This is a genomic window from Methylobacterium sp. AC832, assembly GCF_979256025.1.
Genome location: NZ_CEEDMV010000001.1, coordinates 145,301 through 164,811, shown reverse-complemented (window position 1 = coordinate 164,811; position 19,511 = coordinate 145,301). Strand labels below are relative to the sequence as shown.

Here is a 19,511-nt window from a genome sequence, read left to right as displayed (position 1 = left end):
AAATAGGCTGCATGGTCCCCCTGGGATGCGCAAAAGGTCATCGGACCGCCTGCAACATGGGCTGGATCCGATGCAAAACGTCAAAATTCGCATTTGCGCCGTCAGCTATTCGCCGGCCTGTCCTCCCATTCCACGGTGCGCTTCTTGCTGGTGCATCTTGCTCGAAGCCAAACCCCATCTTCGATCGCGAAGGTCTACACATGCGTCGATGCCGACACACCGATCAGGAGGTCGCCTTTCTCCTTAGGGAAGCCGAGAATGGGACTCCCATTTCGGCCATCTGCGAGACGGCTCATATCTCCGTCGGCACGTTCTACCGCTGGCGTCGCCGCCTCGGCGGTCTACCGCCGGCAGGCGTCGCCCATCTCGGGCAGATCGAACGCGAGAACGCCGCATTGCGGGCCGAACTGGCTCGCCTGAGGCATTCCTTGCTCGCCCTGACCCCACGTTATCCCGATCACCGGGTGGATCTCGCGACCAAAGCCCTCGACCGCGCTGAGACGCCCCCAGCCCATGGCGAAGGCGTGCGCTATCGCGGAGAAGCCGCCACGGTCGGTCGCTACGCCTTCGTGCGCGGCGCCAACTGAAGCCCGGTTCCGTTACGGGAGAGGTTCGTCGAGGATCGGACCATGCCGGCGTATCGGGGGCTGGTGAGATGCATGGACGTGCGTACCTAACGCCGCTCCGGATGGCGATCCGAGTCTCGCATGGCGAAACGCCGCTTTGACCGCCGACACCGTTGCGCGGGGCCACGGCTTGGGTTAGGTGTCATCCACGGTCAGCACCCGTAGCTCAGCTGGATAGAGCGTTGCCCTCCGAAGGCAAAGGTCACACGTTCGAATCGTGTCGGGTGCGCCAATCATTTCAATGACTTAGCTCGCCCTGCTAAAACCAATTCGAGGCTTGCGGAAGCGCTGCGGAAGCAGTTGCGCCGAATCACCCCGCGCCCAGTAAGGCGGCGGGGGGTTCGTCGTGCGCGTAGGGTAGAGCCCGCATGGAGATAGCCGTGGTAACGAAGCCTCGTCGTGAGACTGATGCTGCCCGTGAGTTCAGCAAGCTCATGAATAAGCTGGTGGCACACAAGGCGTCTGACAGCAGGCACGCGCACATCGTTCTTGGAGAATTACTTCATCCCACCAACATCAGCAGTCCAGCCATACTCGCATATTCAACCATTAATCGGCGGGTCGATGCGTTGCTGGATCTAGTTAATGGCCTTGACGACGATCGCATCGATGATGAAACAAGAGATTTGAGTATTAATGCAATAGAATCAATTCAGTCAATGTTTAGCGCCGAGAACATGTATCAATCGTGGAATGGCGTACTAAATAACCACCTTCGTAAAGAGCATCTGATTGCACTTTCGTTTCTTTCTCCTATCTTTGGCAAACACTATCCATTCCCCGCCGTTGATCAGGCTCAGCTTGATGAGCTTTCGCGATTGCTCCGAGAAGCCCTGGAAGATCTTGTGGTATCAGATCATTTGCCAGCATGGGCTGAGCGCCCACTGCGAAATGGGGTCCGAGATCTGCTGTTCACAATCGAAAATTTTGTTATATTTGGGCACGACGAAGCTTTAGCCGGTATTGTTGATCTTGTTGCAAAGACAAAATCAATTGTTAGCAGCATAAAATCAGAAGAAACAAACCGTTCTGGGCTATGGAATCTTTTAACTGCACTGGTGTTTGCTGTAGACCTATTCGCAGCTGCTCCGAACGTCGCCCAGGCGTATGTTTCTTATCGCGACTGGGCCACGGCAACATTGGAAACTGTGAGACCGCTGCTGTCACCGCCTCCCCTCCAGATCGAGGGGCCAAAGGCGACCGAGGCAACTTAGGCATCGCTGCCACCGGTCACACCGCGATCAGATCCCGGAAGTCCGATTCCGTGACGATGCGGATGGACTGTCCCTGATCGACCAGCTTCTCGGCCTTCACCTGCTTACTGCTGACCGCCTTGCCGGCGAGGCGGCGTACGTCCTGATCGCCGACGACGAGGATCGTGGTCTTCTGCGTGACGTTGTCGCCGACGCCGAAGCCGGCTGCACGCGCATCGCTCTCTGCCTCGCGCCGCTCGACACTGAGTTTTCCGGTGAAGACGATGACCTCGTTCGTCAGCACCTCGGCCAACACCTGCGCGGGTGCGGTGACGCTGGATAACGGCCGACCGATTGGCTGGCCGACACGCGAGAGCCAGTCGGCAACCGAGCGTCCGGTCTCGGCGCTGGCGCGGAGAAACAGCAGGCCGGCGGCACGGGCGTCTTGCACAGGGTCGTGATGATTATCGAGAGGGATGCCGTAGTGCCCGGACAGGAACTTGAGCCCGTAGCCACCGGCACCTGCGTGCTCAAACCACGTCCGGCGCGCGACCATCAGGTTGTCCAGCCAGCGGCACGGCCAGGGCGTGTGTGCGTGCTTGGCGAAGGCCCGGCGGAGGCCGACCCGGTCGAAGGGCCCGTGATGCAGCATTAGAGCGTCGCCATGCTCCTTGCCGATCTGGGCCAGGATCTCGGGCACGGTAGGCTTGCCGCGCACGTCTTCAGCCGAGATGCCGTGGAGCCGAGTGTGATGCGCTGAGAACTCGTCCTCCGGATCGATCAGCGTGTGCTGCTCCTCGATGATCTTGCCGTCCTCGAAGACAACCAGCCCAACAGCGCATATGCTCGACTGATCGGGGTTGGCTGTCTCGATGTCGATGGCGACAAAGTTCATGCGCGCGGCTCCCGTTCAATGGCCGTGATCGTACCGATAAACGGAGGGCTGTCACGATGCGCACTTGTAAGACTCCCTTACAGGCGTACTTTATGAGAAACCGTCCCCGGCGGGGACTCAGGACATGCGGAGAGGCAAGCGGTGGTAACACTGGCCCGCTCCGCGGAGACACACATGGCGAAGCTGCCAGAAGAGACCCAAAGGTTCCTACGTAAGATTTGGACAGCCCGCTTGGCCAAGCGTCAGGGGGCCGAACTCGTACGTGGGCACTCTCGGGGGCATTTCGTTACGCCGGGCAATCATGATCTGTCTGTGCCCGATATGATGTACGTCGATGCCGATGGCGTGCCGGTTGCCGTCGTCAATGTGAAGCCCGTGACGCGCGATGTTGTCGGCCGAGTTGCTAAGGCACTCGACGCCGGCAGCGCAGCAACGGGTGCTTTCAAAACGGCTGCGATCCCGCAGGCACACGTGATTGCTCACGCGGAGCATTCGGCCGACTGATGCCCGCGAACGATCACGAGGTGTTCGAGCACCTCGTCACCAATGGCAGCGGGCACGCCGCCCTCGACTTTCTCACCTACGCCTCGTTCGCGTTCGAGCGTGGGCAATGGATTCAGCATCGGACGATTACCAACAACGGGACGCCGCCGACGCAAGCCGAGATCGATGCGTGGATCCTCGATATCACGCCGTATCAGTTCGAGCAGATGCGGAGTCGCGCAGCCGCTACGTTCGATGTAGCGGCGCGTGAGTATATGAAGCCGGACATCGAGCAGGCCAAGATGGAGACGCTGCAGGGCGGCGTCCTGCGGGAAGTTAGCAACGCTACACAGGCCCAGCAGTCGGGGCTGGCTCAAACCCTCGCAGAGGTAAAAGCTGCTGGAGGCTTTGGGAAGCAGCTGAGCATTGCGCTTCTGACCGCAATCCTTGCTCCCATCATTATTGGCGGCGTGATTGTTCTAAGCCTCTTCGGCGAGAAAGCTGCGCCGACCATCTCAGGCGTGCGCGATGCAATCATGAATCAGCAGAACGGGGCGCAAAAGTCCGACACCGAGAAGAAGCCGGACGGCCAGCAGTAGGCTACGGCTTCCCCGTCGCCTTCTGTATGCAGCGGGTTTCGCGTGGTCGCCCCATCCTCCAATTATCGGAGGACCGCCGCGTCACGGGATGGTCGGTTGCGTGAACGACTTTCCCCGGCGGGTCGCTGGCAGGCCGGAGGCCGTCTTGGCCCGCGCGCCAAACGCTTGCGCCACCGCGTTTTTGCTGGCGTCGTCGAAGGCCAGCAAGAACGCCAGACTATAGGCGTTCGTCGCGTTCTCGTCCGCCCCGTCCCGGCGGAAAATCTCAATCCGGTCCCGGATGTAGCCTTCTAGGGCGCGCTCCACGATGTCCTCGGCTTCACGGCTCGCAGGCACCCCTATCACCGCCGGCGCGGTCTGCTTCGCCACGAAGTCCGCATCGGTTCTGGCGATCGATTGCAGAACCTCGAACACCTCCGCGTCGCCGCACCTCATCCGGAGGGTGGCAATCACGACGTTGGCCTTCGCGCGCTGGACGATGTTCATTCCGCAGCCTCCATCGCCGAGGCCGGCGCGGTGCCATATTCGATCGTAAAGGGCGGGTCGCCCGAGGGATCGATGGGACGGCCGATCTCGTCCGGCCAGCGATAGGCGATCCGCGTCTCGGCCCGGCCCCGCCTGAGATGAGTGTGCTGAAGGAAGCCGCCGACGATGTAGCCGGAACGCGATCCCGGCCCATGGATTTCGGTTTGCTCCGTGTGGCGAAGGGCCATCATCAGCCGGAGTCCGAGATCGTGATGATTGATCGGCCCGGTCAGGGTTCGCAGGTCGGCCGGCAGCCCGACTTTCGCGAGGGCTTCAGCGGATGCCGCCGGCTTGGTGTAAGAAGCGAGCGGCACGGGCGTGTGTGCCTCACACTGCATCCCCAGCAGCGACCCTGGCATGGTGATAATGAGGAACGCCTTCCACGCCTGCGCGCGCTCCGACCACCCGCCGTAGAGGTACATGGACCAATTCTCGGTCTCGCCGCGCTCCGGAAACGCCGCCATCATCATGGCATGCACTTCCCGCGACCATCCGGGCATCTGGTCCGCCACATCATCGAAGCTCCCCGGCGCATCCGAGCTCATGGCGAGATTGAGCAGGGACAGGCCCGAACCGCTGCTTGAGCAAGTGATGACGGTGTCGATGTCGGCGCGGATGAGCTGCTTGTCGTGGATCTGGCGGACGGTGCCCGTCTCGTCATAGGCGGCACCGTCCGAGAACACGACGATGCCGTCCTCCACCACGAACATGGCGTTGGCGGTCATGCGGCGACTCCGATGAAGAGGGCGGGCTGGCCGGTGCCGCCGCTCGGGAACACGGGGCGCCCCGGCATGTCGCCGACGAAGCCGCCGATATCGTAGCCTCGAAAGCCTTTCCGCAGCGCCTCGGCGGTGGCAACGCCGCCGACCCTACGGATATCGTCCTGACTCCAAACCAATTCGCCCTTATGGACGATGCCGGCAGCCTCCAAGCGGGCTCCGGGTCCGGTGTAGCCGCCTTGGTCGAAGCCGAGGAACGACTTCGCGCTGGCGAGCATGGAAGCGATACCGCCACCGCTGCCTCCGGCGCCACCTCCGCCCGCGAAAAGAGCCGAAATCGACTTGTCCGCCGCCGTCATGAGCAGCTTGTCGACCCATCGCCCGGTGAGGTTCGAGATAGACCCGATGATGTCCCGACCCTGGCGCAGGTCGGTGAGCAGCCCCCCGAACGCGTCGGTCGCGATGCTCTTCGTCTCCCGCAGGGTATCGTTCATGCGGGTGGTTTCTATGACCGCGCGAGCCGCGTCGCTGGACGTGTCGCCGACAACCCGCCGCCCGGCCGCGAATGCTGATTGCTCAGTGGCGGACCGGCCCAGCTGCTCGCGCTCGAAGGTGCTGTCGCCCGCGAATTGGACGAGGCGTTGCTTCTGCGCAGCGCCCGCGGCGTCGTTGGCGAACTGCAGTATGCTGGCCCGAAGCGAATCCGTGACAGGGATGCCCCGCGCCATCTGCTGCGAGAGCATTTCGTTGGCGCGGGTGGTGGCCTCGAGCTTCTGGCCGTTGACCCCGTAGAGCTCGGTGTTGGCCTTCAGGTTGTCGGTGGCCAGCTGGAGCGCACGGGCGTTCGCATCGAGTTCCTGGACCCGCTCGGTGACGCCGGGCGTCTGCCGGGTCACGTCGGCGATGTAGTTGCGGGTCTCCTTCGGGAAGCGGGACGGGTCACGGCCCACGCTATCGACGTTCCCCTGCCCCCAGTTGTAATCCGCCAGGGCAAGGGCGACGTCGCCGTTTCTGGCCTTCAGTCGGTCGCGGATAAGGCGTGCCGCGCCGTTAGCCGCGCTGGTGAAGTCGAGCGGATCCACGCCGTACTGCGCTGCCGTGGGCGGCATGAACTGGAAAGGACCGGCCGCGCCGGCGGGGCTCAGCTTGCGGCCGTCGATCACCTCCGGCCGGAAACGCGACTCCTGCCGGAACACGGACGCGAGGAGGTTGGCGTCGATGCCAGCGCTGTTCGCCGCCGACGACACGCGGTCCCGGTACTGCTCCGGTATGTCGCGGACGCTGGTGGAGTAGTTGCCGGGCTGAAGCAGCGAGGACTGGCGAAGGGTCTCCAACTCCTTCTGACGGGCCGTCTCGATGCCGGCGCGGTCCGATTCCTTGGCGTCGCGGAGAAGCTGTTCGTACTTGTCGTTCGTCGCTGCCACGGCCTGCGCCCCGGGGGCGTAGCCGACCGTTTTCAGGTTGAAGTCGGCCGTCCGGTTGAGCGCGGCAACGGCCCGGCTGCCGAACTTGTCCATGTCCTCGACAAGGTTCTTCACCACCGTGCTCACGTCGCCAAAGGCGCGCCGGGCGGCGTCGATCTGGTCCGTCTTCAGACCCCAGGCGACCGGATCGGTGAAGGCTTTGCGGAGGAGCACGCCCTCGTTGGTGAGCTTCTTCAGCTCCTCCCGCTCCGGGTTGAGGGACCGGACGAGGTTGCCGACCGCGAACGAGCGCTGGTTGGCCTGCGTCTGGCCGCCCTCCTTGGTGGCCTTGTCGATCTCGGCCTGGACCTTCGCGATCTGCTCTTTGATGACCCCGGCGTCATAGTTGAACAGCGGGTCGAGCAACCCGCCGAGCGCGCCCTTGGAGCCCTCGTTGCGCTTAAGCTGCGCCTGAAGGGTCTTGAGGCGAGACTCGGCGTCACCGCCTCCGAATCCCCGCTCGACGAACCGGCCGATCCCCTCGATTTCGTTCGATGAGGCCTTGGAGAACTCAGCCCAACCCCGCGCAAAGAACCCGAGCTTCTGCGTGGCGCCCGCGACGCTGCCGGAATAGGCGTCCAGAAGCACCTTCTGCGCGCCGAGACGGTCGCCCTGCGCCTGCATTCGGGTGATGGTCTGAAGCGTCGTGTCGTCGAGGAAGCCAAGCTGCGCATTGAGGGTCTGCGCGCCCTTGGTCGGGTCGGCAAAGGCTTGGGCGAGAGCCGCACCAGCTTCGGGCAAATCCTGTCTGGTCGCGACCGCGTAATCACGGGCGCTCGCGAGAAGGCCGGCGAACATCTCCGTGCCGATCTGGCCGGTACCGGCGAACTGCGCCTGTAGCTCGCGCGCCGCACTCCCCGAGATGCCCGCCGCGCTGGCCTGCGCCTCGGCGATAGCGTTGATCGTGCCGACCGTCGCCCCGGAGGCCCGGCCAATGCCGGACGTGGCGAGCTCGATCTCGCGTTGCTGAGAACGGTAGCTGGCGTAGGCAGCCGCACCGGTGAGAACCGCGGTCGTGACGCCGCCGATGGCGCCGCCGACGATGCCGATACGAGAAACGAACCTCGAAATTGCTTCGCCGGTCTGTGCCAGCGCGCCCTTCACGCTGGTGCTGCCGGGCCCGACGAACATCGGCGCGATCTGGCCGCCCTGCTGAAGCAGCACCGTAAGCGGGTTCATGCCGCCCTGGAGCGACGTGGCAATATCGATCCCCTGTGCCGTCAGGTTCTGGACCTGATCGCCCCGGAGCCGGGTGTTCTGGTTGGCGGCGGTCTGCGGCGTCAGGCCGAGCGATCCGAGCCGCCGGCTGGCCTCGGCGTTCCTCATGGCGGCCGTGCGCCCGGCCTCGATCTCCTTGAGGGTCGCGCTGCCAGCGGCCTCGAAGTCGCGCCATCCGGCGGCGATGGTGCGCGAGGTCGCGACCGGGGCGGCTTCGGCGGCGGGCGCATACTTCGCGGCGGCGAGGGCGCGGAGGCGGTCGCGCTCGGCAACGTCGTACCGGCCGGCCGCATACCCGGTATCGATACCCGTTTCGGTGCGGGCCAGCTTGATCTGTCGGGCATACTCGGCGTCCACCTCCGCTCGCACCCGCTCTGCCACTCGCAGGGACGTCGGGCTGAAGCCAGGCGCGTTCGCCGGCTGCGCGTTGGAGGAGCCGGAGGCGGGGCCGGTCGTAGCCGATGCGCTCGCGGCAGCCTGGGCCGTACGAGCCGCCGCTTGCGCTTCGCGGGTCTTCTGAGCGAGGCGGTCGCTTGCCACCCCGGCCTTGTCCATCGAGGCCGCAACCCCGTCGAACGCCTGCCGGCCGGCGCCGCCCGCATCCTCGAATGCCCGCCTTACGTCTGCTCCACCCTCTACGCCGAGGCGGATCGCGATGTTATTGGCCATGGTCCGCCTCCTTTATGCGGTGGGGGTCAGGCTGCGGCGTCGACCGCCTGGCCGTCGTTCGCGTTAAGGGCCGGGGTAAACACGAGCTGGTCGAAGCGCTCGTAAGCGTCCCAACGGGTCATCAGAGCGTCGATGTTCTCCGGGGTGACCGGCGCAGGGTCGCCGTTCGCGTCGCCGATGCCGGACCAGTCCGCGATGACGGCACGGGCGTACCGGATCACCATCGCGGTCGTTGCGCGGAGGTCGCTGGCTTCGTCCAGCAAGCCCGCATCGCGCTCCTCGATGTACGCCTTGCCGGCAGCCTCGCGGCTGAGCAGGATTTGGGCGATCGACGGGGGGCGAATCTGGAGGCGAACGCCGTCCATGAGGTCGATCCAGGTCGCTTCGGTCTTGGGTTGGCTCAGCTTCAACATGGTGGATTCCTTTGGTTGTGAGGGTGGGTGGCGAGCGCTACGATGCTTGGTCCCAGGGGTGGGGCCACTCGGGCGGATCGGGATCGCGCCAGTACGGCAGGTGACCTTCGGCCTCTCGCCACTCGTCCAGGGCGACGGGTGCGCCAGCCAAGTCCGCAAGGGCGGGCCAGTCGGGCGGGTAGTCGGTCGCCGCAACGGGCCCGAGAGCGCCGTCATCACCGTCCGGCACCTCGAAGGTCAGCGCCACGTTGGTACCGGCCGCCATCATCTCGGCACGGGCGATATTGGCGGCGGCGAACGCGGTCTCGGCGTTGCCCCCGGCGGCGATGACGGCGAAGGCGACGACAGCATCGGTGCGGTGGATCATTGCTACGATCACGTCCCGCACGAGATCCGGTGTCGGGGAGTCCTCGGGCTCCGGCAAAGACATTGGCTGCGCCTTTGGCGGTTTCGCCAGCCGCGCGGCCCGGTTAACTCCTCGGTCCTCGCCCGAGTAAAGTCCGACTGCATTCCGCTTAAGCCAGTTAAGGACTTCATCGCGGTTCAATTTGCCGTCAGAACGTACAGGCAGACCGGCTTTCACGTATTGGGAGACGCGGGCGCGACTAACCCTCATCTCATCAGCAAGTGAAGCCTTAGTAATAATCGTCACGGCAGATCCGGTTAAGTCACGATGTTAAGCGGGTTTTGAGGGTTGGCGCTAGAAACACTGGGGGCCCCGACCACCCGTATAGAGTTGGAGGCCCCAGGGTCCCCCGGCACCTCGGGCAGCTGGTCGGGATGCCGGTTCGGCGCGAGGCCTGGGGCGGGGCGACGGCGGCGCGATGGATCATCGACGCTTCGCCGCGAATGATCGAAGGGCGCTGATCTGCGAGGCCGCGATGGAGCGATCCAGATCTCGCCCTTCCTCGCGGGCGCTGACCTGCGTTGGTCGTGGGTGACGATGGTCGTAGGTCGCGATTGCTGCGAGGTAAGCCTCGGCCTCATCCTGCGCGGCCGGCCAACGCTTCGGATCGCATGCCCGCTGCGCCCGGTTTTCGGCCATGAGGCAGGCTGTTGCGCGCTGCTCCTCGTTGCGGATCGCACCCACGGTCACCGGCTTCCGATACAGATCGGAGGGTAGGTCCGCCAAGGGCGGCGATTGCTCGGTGCCGGCGGGGCGTGACGCACGGTCGAAGGCCGCGAGGGCTGCAATATCGGTGTCGAAGCTGACTTGCTCCTCGGTCGTCATCGAGCGGCAGCGGGTTCGATCGGCGAGCGCTTGCACCCGATCGCAGACGATAGCCCGCTCTGCGGTGCTCCGAATGGTCATCGTCCTGCCCTTTCCAGCGGCTCGATTCCCTGCGCTCGAAGGGTCTGCTCCATGTTCGCTGCCGATGCCGCGGCGCCGGCATTGCCGATGCTGGTCGGGATGTGTGAGGAGACGGCCGTTTCCTGCTCGCGTGCGACCATGATCTCGAAGATCCGTGAGCGGATGTCCTCGACGCTTCCGCCAGCCGCGAGCATCGTGTCGGCGAGATCGGCCGGGATCGTCTGATCGTGGCGCCGGCCCAGCGCGACGAGCTTATGAGCTTCGCCGGCCGCGCGAATGCGGGCCTTCACTTCCGCGATGGCGACGCCCTCGCCCATCAGCCCGGCCGCCATGCCGGGAACGCCGCCTGCCACGCAGAGCGCGACGATCTCCGCCGCCTCGCTCCGGCCAATCGATGCGTTCGTGCGATCTGACATCTGCGTGTCGTCAAGCATTAGGCAGCAAGCCCGCGTTCGGCGCGCCAAGCGCTACGGGCCTTGTCCGCCTCGGCCAGCTTCCAATCGGCCAGAACGAAGCCGATGGGCGGGAAGGCGGAGACCGGGATTCCTTGGCTGCCACGGGCGCGGGTCGCCTCGCGCAACTGGCGCCAGTTGTACGGCTCGGTCTCGGATGCGACGCCCTGGGCGATGGCGAAACGTGCCACCGGCTCGGGAAGACTGACGCGGGAGACTTCCACGATGTCGGGCATGCTGTCCGCCCGCCGCTTCCAGCTGAAGCGCGCCAGCGCATAGACCTGAATCTCGCCGGGGTGCGCCTCGAAGTCGGGCTCGGGCTCGACGTAGGCGCGGAGGTTAGTGGCGGCTTCTCCGCTGCGGATGCGCTTGGCCAGTTCGCGCATGGGGGTAACGAGGAGCGGGACGGCCGGGGCGTCGCCATCCGCGATCTCGATGGGCTTCGGGCTGACCCAACCGAACCCCATATTCTTACTCGCCTCTGAGACCTCGATCGTCGGAAGGGTGGTGGCGAGCATGTGCCCCGTGATGTAGGCGGCGATGGTCTCGGGAGCCTCGCTGTCTCGTGGGCCGTGCATGTCGCGCTTGCCGAACAGCGGGGCGGCGACGGGGCTGATAGCGGACGCAAGGGCGGAGTTGGCCTTGGCTAGATCGTCGACGGCCTTACGGACATTCGCGGCAGCCGCTTCAATGGCGTGACTGTCGCGCTCCAGGCGGTCGGCAGCTGCCTTGCGCTGGTCGGCCTGCCGCGCATCTTCGATCCGAGCTTCCGCATCGGCGATGAGGCGATCGACCTCCGTCAGCGCATCGGTGATTCCGAAGGCGGCACCCTCGGTTTCGCGGCAACGACGTTCGGCGTCGGCGATACCGGCGGCGTCGGTACCGGCGATGAGGAGCGCGCGGCGCTCGGCAATGGCCTTCTCGGTGTCGATGGCAAGGGCGGTCTGACGGCCCTGCAAGTTCTCGCGGGTGCGCATCAGGCCAGCGAGACCGTTCTCGGGCGTTCCACTGCTGGGCTGGGGCTTGGCTTTGGCCATTATGGATATCTCCTCTGCGAAACGGATCAGGCTGCCTGCTGAGCAGACGTGGCTTCCTGAGAGGGCAGGCCGAAACCGTCGCGCTTCAGCTTCTCGGCAAGGGCCTGCCGCACGTAGGCGGAGGGAGAGATGAAGACGCGGGATGCGGCGGCGCTGATGAGGCTCGGCATCTCGCGGGGGATACGGGCCGCGATGCGGACCTCGTAGGCTGTGCGGTTAGACATGGAGCCTCGCGAAACCGTCAATTGTTGAATTGAAGTTGCACGAATGTACAAGCAAGCGCGGCGCTAGATCAATATTTGCTAATATTGGCGGATCGTTCCGCGTTGTTGCTTGAGTTGCATTGTGCACGCGCTCGCGCCTATTACTTCTCAGGAAAAGAGCGGCAATCTCGGGCAACGAAAATAGGGGTTTAGGGGATTGCAGGGGTTCGTTTCGGCCCCGCCCTATGAACTGTCAGATACGAGTCAGGTGCGCTTAAGGGCGACACGTAACAGCAGTGACATGGGTCTGACAGTTTCCCCGCGTTGCTTGAATGAGACCCCTATAAACCCCTAAACCCTACATCAGCAGAAAGCGCCCCCCATCGTGTGCAACGTCTGGAAAAGTCGAGCGATCAAGCCGCGCTAGCAACCTCGTCGGAATGGCATTGATGCAGCGAGAACCGATTTCCATTGCTCGCATCGGACTTCACCTGGAGCATGTGGCCGTTGACCACTCGCCCGCTGATACGGGTCAGCCACTTTCCCAGCTTCCGGCTGTTGACTGCCCCGCCCTCGCCGGCCTGACGCAGAAGCAGATCCCGAAACTCCGGGGCCCGGAACTCGCCAGGCCCAGCGAAGCCGCTGCTGTGTTCGCGCTCACAGGCAACCTGAATGATGGCGTTTGTCGTGAAGCGCGGCATCCAGACGAGATGCTTCTGCCAGTGCCCGAACAACTCTCGGATCGCCGCAAGCTCGGGGTCCTCCTCCCGCGTCTGTTCCATCGTCTTCACCGGGTCGGCCTCGCCGAGCCAAATCAGCGGCGCGCGCACTCGGTCCGACCATTGGCCGTAGGAACCGATCGTCCCGCATACTTTGGGCGAGCCAGCGGCGATGTAAGCTCGCGCGATCGTCAGCACGGCCGCCACGTAGGCGCCCCGGTCGGCCCTGATCCGCTCATCTGGCCGGAAGGTGAACTCGCGCAGCTCAGGTCGCTCGACGCCGGAATTCAGATTGCAAAGAACCGTGCGCCGCGTCATGTCGCCGACAAGGGTGAGATTGTTGCCCGTGGCGAACACGGCCGACCGGCACTCAAGTTCAGGGGTCTCGCTTTTGCCCAGGATGCGAATCTTGATAAGAGGCCGCTCTGTCAATTGGCAGAGCATATTGCCCCCCAATTCGCCATTTACGTTGTCAATCGAAATGATTGCAGATGCGTCCCGAAGCATCGAGCCTAGACGCTTCTCGCTTTCTTCGTCAGTCGCGCCAGCGGTGATCACTGGGCATCGCCGGCCGGTAGCAACGAGAGAGATTAGGTCGACAAGGTAGCTTTTGCCGTCGCCGGGCGTGTGCGCCCGGATAGCGTGAAGGGGCGCCAGGTCCATTGCCCCGCGCAGGACACCGATCATGAGGCCGGACAACGCTACGGCCCGATCGAGGGGACCGACGAACGGGAAGCCGTCCAGCAACTCAATGAGGAGATCCAGCGCGCGGCGCGCGTCGTCCCGGGTCGGATGCTCGGCGATCTCCGGCATCCGGAGTTCGGCATCCTCGACGAGGAGGAGCCGTGTGGCCGGATCGTAGCCGGGCCGGTTGAGGATCGAGCCGTCGGGACGCAGCGTTGGGGTCGTGATGATGCCCGCGACCGGCGGCAGGCTCCATTCTCCGTCTCGCGCCAGGAGCGCCGCGATCACGTCCATAGGCGGGTTCACATCAACCCAATCCTCCGAGCGCTTGTCGTAACGCTGGAACCGGGCGACGCGAGCGGCGTGGTCGGTCATGCTTGGTGGACACATCGTCCGGAATCGCACCGTGGTCGTGGTCCGGCCGTCGGCAGCCGGCACCGTGTCGACCACTGGCCGAACCAGCATACCCGCTCGGGTATAAATCGGCGCGTCGGCCGCCAGAATCGCCCGCTCCGTCGCCGCAACGGCCCTTGGCAGGTTGCCACCTGAGACACGGATGATGGGCAGAATTACCCCGTCTTCGTCCGCGCCGTCCTCGCCGAGATTTGAACCTGCTGCACGTGAGGCGCCCTCTGATGGGTCCGATCCTGCCGCCCCCCCTGCTGCACGGTAAGCATCACGCCGGCTGCCGCACTTGCGGGTCTCGGCATTCCGCCATCCATTCCGGGCGGCATGCCAGAACAATGTTGCGGCCGTCACCGTGCGGCCCTGAGCGAAGGTCGACCACTTCCTCGCCGTCAGTGCGGGGTCGTTCCGCGGCGAGCTGGCGGACCATGCCTCCCAGAGATCGCGTCCGGCTTCGCCCAACGCAGCGTAGAGCGCGAAGCCGATCCGAACCCACTCGTCGTAATCGAGGTCGTTCGGAACATGCTCCAGCGCATCCGCTACGGTCCTCTGGTCTGGCCGCTCACCCGCCTTGAACCCACTGGCGCGTCGGCCTTCAGCCTCTCGTTTGGTCTCGGCACGCCTACGATCGGCACGCGTTGCGGCGCCTGCCTCTCTGATCAATTCTTCCGCGTCGGCGAGAAACTGGCGAAGGCTGGCCGGCTCGACCTCTGGCACGTTGGCGAAGGGAACGGTCAACGGCGAGCCATTGGGCCACGCATAGGGCTGACGAGTCTCAGGGTGTACGCCGAACGCGACGAACTGCTGACCGCGCCCTAGCACCTCGACCCGCGTCGGCTTCTCCAGCGGATCCTCGGTGAAGTGCAGCGCCGGCGTCTGCAACTTGTCGATCGCAAGCGCCGGCCGATAGCAGAGCAGCACCTTTGGGGCGCGGCCGATCCGGCGGAGCGGCGTCGGGCCCAACGACGAGATCGCCAGTTCCTCGATCCGTTCTGCCAGTACCGGATCGAGAATGTCGATGTCCACGCCGGTGAGCGCACCGGTCAGGAGCCCGGTATTTGTGCTGCCGGGTTCGACGCGGGGCCAGCGCGCCACCTCCTCAATTGAGGCGTCCAGGCACCGGGTCTGCCATTTCGCCATCAGGGGACGCTTACCCGCCGACGGGACGTTCATGTCCGGACCGCTCACCGGGACGGGGAAATAGCCGCCCGCACGCAGGCTGAGACGTAAAGCGGTGAGGTCGTCTCGGCCGTCCGTCACTCATGCCCCCGCTTCTCGTAGATCGCACGTTCCATGGCCTCGGCGATCTGATGCCCCTCCGGCCCGCATGCCTCGGCGTACAGGCGGCGCGACACCTCCTCGGAGAGGTTCACTTCGGCGTCGTCGAAGGACTGGTAGAATGCGCGGACCCGATAGCCGCACGCGACCTGCCGCACGGCGGTGAACCAGCGTGCGCCGATCACCAGGGGCGCAAAGGTCTGCCCGGCCTCGCGGCTAACCTGCAGCTCGACCGGCGCGGCGTGGCGGACCCTGTAGGACCGATTGCGGCGTCGGGCGAAAAATCGGCGGTCGGATTCGATCACCGCATCGAATTCGGGCGGCAAGGTTCGATCGCACCGAGCGGCCGTTTGCTGGTTCCGATGGGGTGCGCCGCCCCTCATTGTTCGTCCGTCTCCGAAGTCGAACGCCGCGATCCATTCAGTCGGCCGCTCACCCATGCGTCAAGATTGCTGCGGACGTAGAAGATGGACCGACCGAACCGATCGAACTTCGGGCCGCCGCCGATGCACCGCAGCTTGGCCAAGGTGGCGATCGCCACCGGCGTGCCGTGGATCGCAGCGAGATAGTCCGATGCCTCGACGGGATTGAGCCGCGGCTTGCGAAAGCGAGGATCCGGGCAAGCCGGTAACGCCCCCTCCGAGGACGGGTGGTGCAGATCAGACATTGGATTGCCTCAGACCGGTGTTTCGATCAGTTTCTGATCGATGATTAGGGGGCGATTAGGTTTGGGCTGCGGAACCGGCCAGATGTTCTCGGGTCCGGCGGAGTGCGGTCGCCACAACGTCGTCGAATGCAATGGCGAGATAAGCATTTACGGGGGGAGAAAGTTCTTCGCCGACCCGCATCAAATGACTTTGCCAGCCGAAGGCATAATTTGGATCGGGCCAACAGATCAGCATCAGACCCTGAAACAGTGTGTTGATACCTTCTTCTCCAATATCCTCGTTTCGGGGATTCAAACCATTTCCCCCTTTGAAAAGAGGGCCTAGAACGGCGGCGCGAGCTTGGCGGCTGGCCTCCTCCACCTTGACGCCGAAGTCGACGAGCTTGCGGGTGACCGCCAGGATCGAGATATCGACGAGGCTGAATGAAACCCATCCGCCGTCATTGCCAACAGATCCTGGGAAACCCAGCTGTCCGCGGGCTAGCCAGTTGCGGAGCGACTTGGGCGTTGCATCGATTGCGAACGCCGCCGTTGAAAACCGGATCTTCCGGTCGACGATCGAGGTCATAAAAAACTCCGCTGAGCACTTTTGATATATGGCCTCAGCTGAGAACTTTTGTCAAACAGCTATCTGCTGGCGTTCGCTTTTGTACCCCGCATAGTAGGTACGGTGCAGGTTGCGCGCGAGCGTGCCGATGTGATCGAGGGCGTACTCCAAGCCCTCAGCCTGATCTTCGCTCAGGACTAGAACGCGCATGGTCGAGGACCAGGGCGCCACACGGGCGATCTCCTCCGCAGCGCCACCGAGGGGGCGTCCCAAGGTGTCGCCGACCGCCATCTCCATGAGCATCGCCATACTCCGAAGCTTGGCGACGGCGTCCTCGAGATTGCGATAGGCAACAGCCAGCTCGCGGTCGTTGCGGCTGGAGGTAGAAGGTGTGGTATGAGTGGCTTCAGCCATGTTTCGTCCTCACTCGACGTTTCTGGTCAGGGCGCGAGTGGGAAGCTCCAACTTCCTTCGCGTCCGATTTTATGTAAACGTGAAAATATGAATATGTCAATTCCTGTAAACGAGAAAAGGCGCGGCCGACCTTCGGGACAGGCATTCCCTATTGCCGTGCAGCTTCGCCTCAGCGTTGAGCAGGCATCACAACTCGACGCGTGGCGTGAGGCTCAGACCATTAAGCCGACACGCTCGGAGGCCATCCGCGGGTTGATCGAGGAGGCGCTGAAAGTTAAAGCGTCATTGCAGCAATAAGTAGAAATGCCCCGGAACCTCTCGGAATAATGCACGTTTTCGGCACGGAACGTGAACGCGGAGAGGTGTGAGGTGGCAAAATCAGTGTTTTTCTGCACCTATGATATCGAATCCAATCGTTATGATCCCCACAGCAAGATGAGGGAACATGCATCCACTCATGGATGGTATGTTTTCGAAAAGGATTTTCGCGGCATCAACCACTATCTACCAAATACGACGTTTATGGGCTATTTCGAAGAGATGACGGATGCGCAAAAGGCATTTTATGATCTTTGTGATAGAGTGCGCGGGCTTTGCTCGGGTAATCTTACAGTAGAGAAAATGCTGATTGTTATGTCTAAAGGGAGCTTATTTTCATCAAACAAACCGTTTGGAGTCCCATAAGACTTAAGATTACAATACAGTGTTTTATAATAATTGCTGTCTTACCGATGGCAAATTCCAGAATGCATACTGGCAGGTCACTCGGTCGTGAGTGCCAAAGTGGCCGGCCCAGCCCCATAGCGGCTATACCTTCGGATCGACGCGGGACGTTTAAGAAAGCCCAGCGCTGAAACCAAACGATCCCAGCACGCGCTTCCTTCGGCACGGCATCGGTCGCTCGACGCTGGACAACGGCGCGGTACAGGCCCGGCTCGCTGATGACGGAGACATCCTGCTCGCCGCCAAGGGTACCCATACGGTGGGTACCCCTTTCATCGGCGCCCCCGTGCGGGCGAGATCCAACCTGACAAGCCCTCGCGCTCGGAAGCCATCCGACGGCTGGTCGAGGATGCGCTTAAGGCGCCGCGGGAAAAATAATTTTGATTGTCAATAGCCTGTGGACAAATCCACCGAAAGTTCATACATCGTTCTCATGCCCGGCACATCGTTAGACGTTGCCAACGAATTTATCCGCCTCGCAAAGGAGAGTGGAGAAGAGCTGACACAGATGCAGCTGCAGAAGCTCGTCTATATCGCTCATGGCTGGAGACTAGCGCTTACTAACGAGCCATTGACAACTGACCCGGCGCAAGCCTGGGATTTTGGTCCGGTCTACCCGCAACTTTATGAGCAACTGAAGAAGTATGGTCGCGGTCCCGTTCAGGATTACGTCCGAGATTGGCACCAGTCGATCATGCACTGGCTTGGCAAAGACGAAGACCGAGACATAGTAATTCCGCTCGACGAAGACGATAAGCAGGTTGTAGCTAGAGTATTCGATATCTATGGCTCTTTCCCTGCTTATAAACTGTCGGCCCTGACGCACGAAGCTAACACCCCATGGTCGCAGGTCTATGAGCGGAACGGAAACAAGCCCATCCCCAACCGTACCATCGAAGCGCACTTCAAAGCCCTCGCAGCAGAACAGTCTTCTGAATAAACTTGACGAGATATCGTCAGGGTTAGCTGCTGTTCAAGCCAAAGATGTTCCAGACCAGAAAGATCGGCTGGAGGCAGAAGATGCCTCAAAGCAGCAAGCCCGCGTATTTTCCGAAGCAATCAAAGATATGGAGCATAATCGCGAGCTAAGGCGCGAATATGCATTAAAAGTCTATAGATACTTGATCGCTTATTCGGGATTTTGCGGGCTTATTTTACTCTTGCAGGGCTTCAAAGTTTATAGTTTTTGCTTAGAGCCAACGGCCTTAACAGTTCTTGTTGGTAGCACGGCAGTGGCGGCGATTGGTCTCGTGGGATTTGTTGTGCAGGGTTTATTTAAAAATGGCACTCCCGCACCTAACCATGGCCCAACGAAATCGAAGAAGAGATCTGTTTAGCGACGCCATCCGCGGCCGCCATGAGCACCGCATCAAGGTGATGGATATATCTGGAGGTCACGCCATGTCCGGCATGGCCAATCATGGCCCCAATGGTTGAATCGCTGTAGCCGAGATCGGCGGCGGTAGAGGCAAAGGAGTGGCGGAGCGTGTGAGCGCTGACGCCCGCCAGGCCGGCACGGTCCATGATGCGCTCAAGGGCATCCGATAGGCTGACGAATGGGCCGCTCCCGCGCGTCGCTGGAAGCACGTAAGGCGAGCCCGGGGTGTGCGGCAGAGCTGCCAAGAGGGCCATCACGGCACAGCCGATAGGCCGGACCGATGCGCCCTCCTTCGTGTCCTCAAGCCGAAGGCATGAGCCCGCGGCATCCACCTCCGACCACCGCAGCTTGACGATCTCGCCCAGCCGGCACCCGGTGAGCGCCAGGAGCCGAACGCCCGCCACTGCCTGCCACCGCTCTGCCTGCTCAGCCTCGACGGCCTTCAAGGCTTGCCCGAGGGCGCCGTACTCGTCGGCGTTCAGACGGCGCGTGCGCTTCTGGTCCGCCGGCCGCTTCACGCCCGTTGCCGGGTTGTGCGGGATTATGCCTTCACTGACGGCATAGGTCAGGATCCCGCCGAGAAGCCCCACGGTACGAGCGGCTGTGCCTGGTCCGCCTTCGACGACCGCCTTACCACGGAAGCCCGTCTTGACCACGGCAGCGGTCTTTCCGGTCTGGACGTCCCTAACGAACCGCTGGACATCGGAGACGGTCAGATCCTTGACCAGGCGTGATCCGAGCAAGGGGCGAATGTGTCGTTCGATACGGCCGCGGTCGACATAGAGGGTGGACGCCTTTTTAGGCTTTCCGCCCTTACCCATGATCAGCCCTTTGTCAGTCGCGGCAAGATAGGCGTTGCAGAGCTCGGCCACGGTCATCGCGCTACGTC

General features: G+C 62.9%; 22 protein-coding genes and 1 tRNA gene. 8 read left to right on the top strand and 15 right to left on the bottom strand.

Annotation, left to right across the window (positions count from 1 at the left end):
• Positions 1-200: 200 nt before the first annotated feature.
• The 3 genes from AC0IXR_RS00800 (at position 201) to AC0IXR_RS00790 (ending at position 1,840) form a co-directional block, all read left to right on the top strand.
• The gene (locus AC0IXR_RS00800) at positions 201-587 is read left to right on the top strand and encodes a transposase (protein WP_471759413.1); all 387 of its coding nucleotides are present in this window, start codon (positions 201-203) and stop codon (positions 585-587) included.
• Between the two features lie 194 nt (positions 588-781).
• Positions 782-858: transfer RNA gene (locus AC0IXR_RS00795), tRNA-Arg, on the top strand.
• A gap of 136 nt (positions 859-994) precedes the next feature.
• On the top strand, positions 995-1,840 hold the full coding sequence (locus tag AC0IXR_RS00790) for a hypothetical protein (protein ID WP_471759412.1): 846 nt from the start codon (positions 995-997) through the stop codon (positions 1,838-1,840).
• 16 nt (positions 1,841-1,856) lie between these two features.
• Here AC0IXR_RS00790 and AC0IXR_RS00785 read toward each other — a convergent pair whose 3' ends face one another.
• A complete protein-coding gene (locus AC0IXR_RS00785) occupies positions 1,857-2,714 on the bottom strand; it encodes an exonuclease domain-containing protein (protein WP_471759411.1) in 858 nt (285 codons plus the stop codon).
• Between the two features lie 174 nt (positions 2,715-2,888).
• Between AC0IXR_RS00785 and AC0IXR_RS00780 the strand changes: the two genes are divergently transcribed.
• Together AC0IXR_RS00780 and AC0IXR_RS00775 are read left to right on the top strand one after the other, a co-directional pair.
• Positions 2,889-3,218, top strand: a complete 330-nt coding sequence (locus AC0IXR_RS00780; protein ID WP_471759410.1) for a hypothetical protein — start codon at positions 2,889-2,891, stop codon at positions 3,216-3,218.
• Positions 3,218-3,796 carry a hypothetical protein gene (locus AC0IXR_RS00775; RefSeq protein ID WP_471759409.1) on the top strand — a complete coding sequence of 193 codons (579 nt, stop codon included), beginning with the start codon at positions 3,218-3,220 and terminating at the stop codon, positions 3,794-3,796. Before AC0IXR_RS00780 ends, AC0IXR_RS00775 begins: the two co-directional genes overlap by 1 nt.
• 81 nt (positions 3,797-3,877) lie before the next feature.
• Here the strand turns inward: AC0IXR_RS00775 and AC0IXR_RS00770 are convergent, their stop codons facing one another.
• The 13 genes from AC0IXR_RS00770 to AC0IXR_RS00710 form a co-directional block, all read right to left on the bottom strand.
• Positions 3,878-4,282 carry a hypothetical protein gene (locus tag AC0IXR_RS00770; protein ID WP_471759408.1) on the bottom strand — a complete coding sequence of 135 codons (405 nt, stop codon included), beginning with the start codon at positions 4,280-4,282 and terminating at the stop codon, positions 3,878-3,880.
• Complete coding sequence (locus AC0IXR_RS00765; RefSeq protein ID WP_471759407.1) at positions 4,279-5,046, bottom strand: hypothetical protein; 768 nt, start codon at positions 5,044-5,046, stop codon at positions 4,279-4,281. Before AC0IXR_RS00765 ends, AC0IXR_RS00770 begins: the two co-directional genes overlap by 4 nt.
• A complete protein-coding gene (locus tag AC0IXR_RS00760; protein ID WP_471759406.1) occupies positions 5,043-8,390 on the bottom strand; it encodes a phage tail length tape measure family protein in 3,348 nt (1,115 codons plus the stop codon). Before AC0IXR_RS00760 ends, AC0IXR_RS00765 begins: the two co-directional genes overlap by 4 nt.
• A gap of 26 nt (positions 8,391-8,416) precedes the next feature.
• Positions 8,417-8,803 carry a hypothetical protein gene (locus AC0IXR_RS00755; RefSeq protein ID WP_471759405.1) on the bottom strand — a complete coding sequence of 129 codons (387 nt, stop codon included), beginning with the start codon at positions 8,801-8,803 and terminating at the stop codon, positions 8,417-8,419.
• A 37-nt stretch (positions 8,804-8,840) separates the two neighbouring features.
• Positions 8,841-9,233 carry a hypothetical protein gene (locus AC0IXR_RS00750; protein ID WP_471759404.1) on the bottom strand — a complete coding sequence of 131 codons (393 nt, stop codon included), beginning with the start codon at positions 9,231-9,233 and terminating at the stop codon, positions 8,841-8,843.
• A gap of 399 nt (positions 9,234-9,632) precedes the next feature.
• The gene (locus AC0IXR_RS00745; protein WP_471759403.1) at positions 9,633-10,115 is read right to left on the bottom strand and encodes a hypothetical protein; all 483 of its coding nucleotides are present in this window, start codon (positions 10,113-10,115) and stop codon (positions 9,633-9,635) included.
• Positions 10,112-10,531 (bottom strand): hypothetical protein, encoded by a 420-nt coding sequence (locus tag AC0IXR_RS00740; protein WP_471759402.1) that lies wholly within the window; start codon positions 10,529-10,531, stop codon positions 10,112-10,114. Before AC0IXR_RS00740 ends, AC0IXR_RS00745 begins: the two co-directional genes overlap by 4 nt.
• Positions 10,532-10,548: 17 nt before the next feature.
• Positions 10,549-11,604 carry a hypothetical protein gene (locus AC0IXR_RS00735; protein WP_471759401.1) on the bottom strand — a complete coding sequence of 352 codons (1,056 nt, stop codon included), beginning with the start codon at positions 11,602-11,604 and terminating at the stop codon, positions 10,549-10,551.
• A 26-nt stretch (positions 11,605-11,630) separates the two neighbouring features.
• Complete coding sequence (locus AC0IXR_RS00730; RefSeq protein WP_471759400.1) at positions 11,631-11,828, bottom strand: hypothetical protein; 198 nt, start codon at positions 11,826-11,828, stop codon at positions 11,631-11,633.
• Between the two features lie 392 nt (positions 11,829-12,220).
• Positions 12,221-14,875 (bottom strand): PriCT-2 domain-containing protein, encoded by a 2,655-nt coding sequence (locus tag AC0IXR_RS00725; protein WP_471759399.1) that lies wholly within the window; start codon positions 14,873-14,875, stop codon positions 12,221-12,223.
• Positions 14,872-15,219 (bottom strand): hypothetical protein, encoded by a 348-nt coding sequence (locus AC0IXR_RS00720; protein WP_471759398.1) that lies wholly within the window; start codon positions 15,217-15,219, stop codon positions 14,872-14,874. Before AC0IXR_RS00720 ends, AC0IXR_RS00725 begins: the two co-directional genes overlap by 4 nt.
• A 396-nt stretch (positions 15,220-15,615) precedes the next feature.
• Positions 15,616-16,128: a hypothetical protein gene (locus tag AC0IXR_RS00715; protein WP_471759397.1), complete on the bottom strand. Its 513-nt coding sequence runs from the start codon at positions 16,126-16,128 to the stop codon at positions 15,616-15,618.
• Positions 16,129-16,179: 51 nt separating this feature from the next.
• Entirely contained in the window at positions 16,180-16,521 is a 342-nt protein-coding gene (locus AC0IXR_RS00710) for a hypothetical protein (RefSeq protein ID WP_471759396.1), read from the bottom strand.
• 369 nt (positions 16,522-16,890) lie between these two features.
• Here AC0IXR_RS00710 and AC0IXR_RS00705 point away from each other — a divergent pair, with 369 nt between their 5' ends.
• The 3 genes from AC0IXR_RS00705 to AC0IXR_RS00695 all read left to right on the top strand — a co-directional run bounded on the left by AC0IXR_RS00705 (position 16,891) and on the right by AC0IXR_RS00695 (position 18,581).
• Positions 16,891-17,205 carry a hypothetical protein gene (locus AC0IXR_RS00705; RefSeq protein WP_471759395.1) on the top strand — a complete coding sequence of 105 codons (315 nt, stop codon included), beginning with the start codon at positions 16,891-16,893 and terminating at the stop codon, positions 17,203-17,205.
• 436 nt (positions 17,206-17,641) lie between these two features.
• Entirely contained in the window at positions 17,642-18,184 is a 543-nt protein-coding gene (locus tag AC0IXR_RS00700; RefSeq protein WP_471759394.1) for a Panacea domain-containing protein, read from the top strand.
• Positions 18,099-18,581, top strand: a complete 483-nt coding sequence (locus tag AC0IXR_RS00695; protein WP_471760268.1) for a hypothetical protein — start codon at positions 18,099-18,101, stop codon at positions 18,579-18,581. Before AC0IXR_RS00700 ends, AC0IXR_RS00695 begins: the two co-directional genes overlap by 86 nt.
• Here the strand turns inward: AC0IXR_RS00695 and AC0IXR_RS00690 are convergent.
• The gene (locus tag AC0IXR_RS00690; RefSeq protein WP_471760211.1) at positions 18,541-19,500 is read right to left on the bottom strand and encodes a tyrosine-type recombinase/integrase; all 960 of its coding nucleotides are present in this window, start codon (positions 19,498-19,500) and stop codon (positions 18,541-18,543) included. The genes AC0IXR_RS00695 and AC0IXR_RS00690 overlap by 41 nt on opposite strands.
• Between the last annotated feature and the right edge of the window lie 11 nt (positions 19,501-19,511).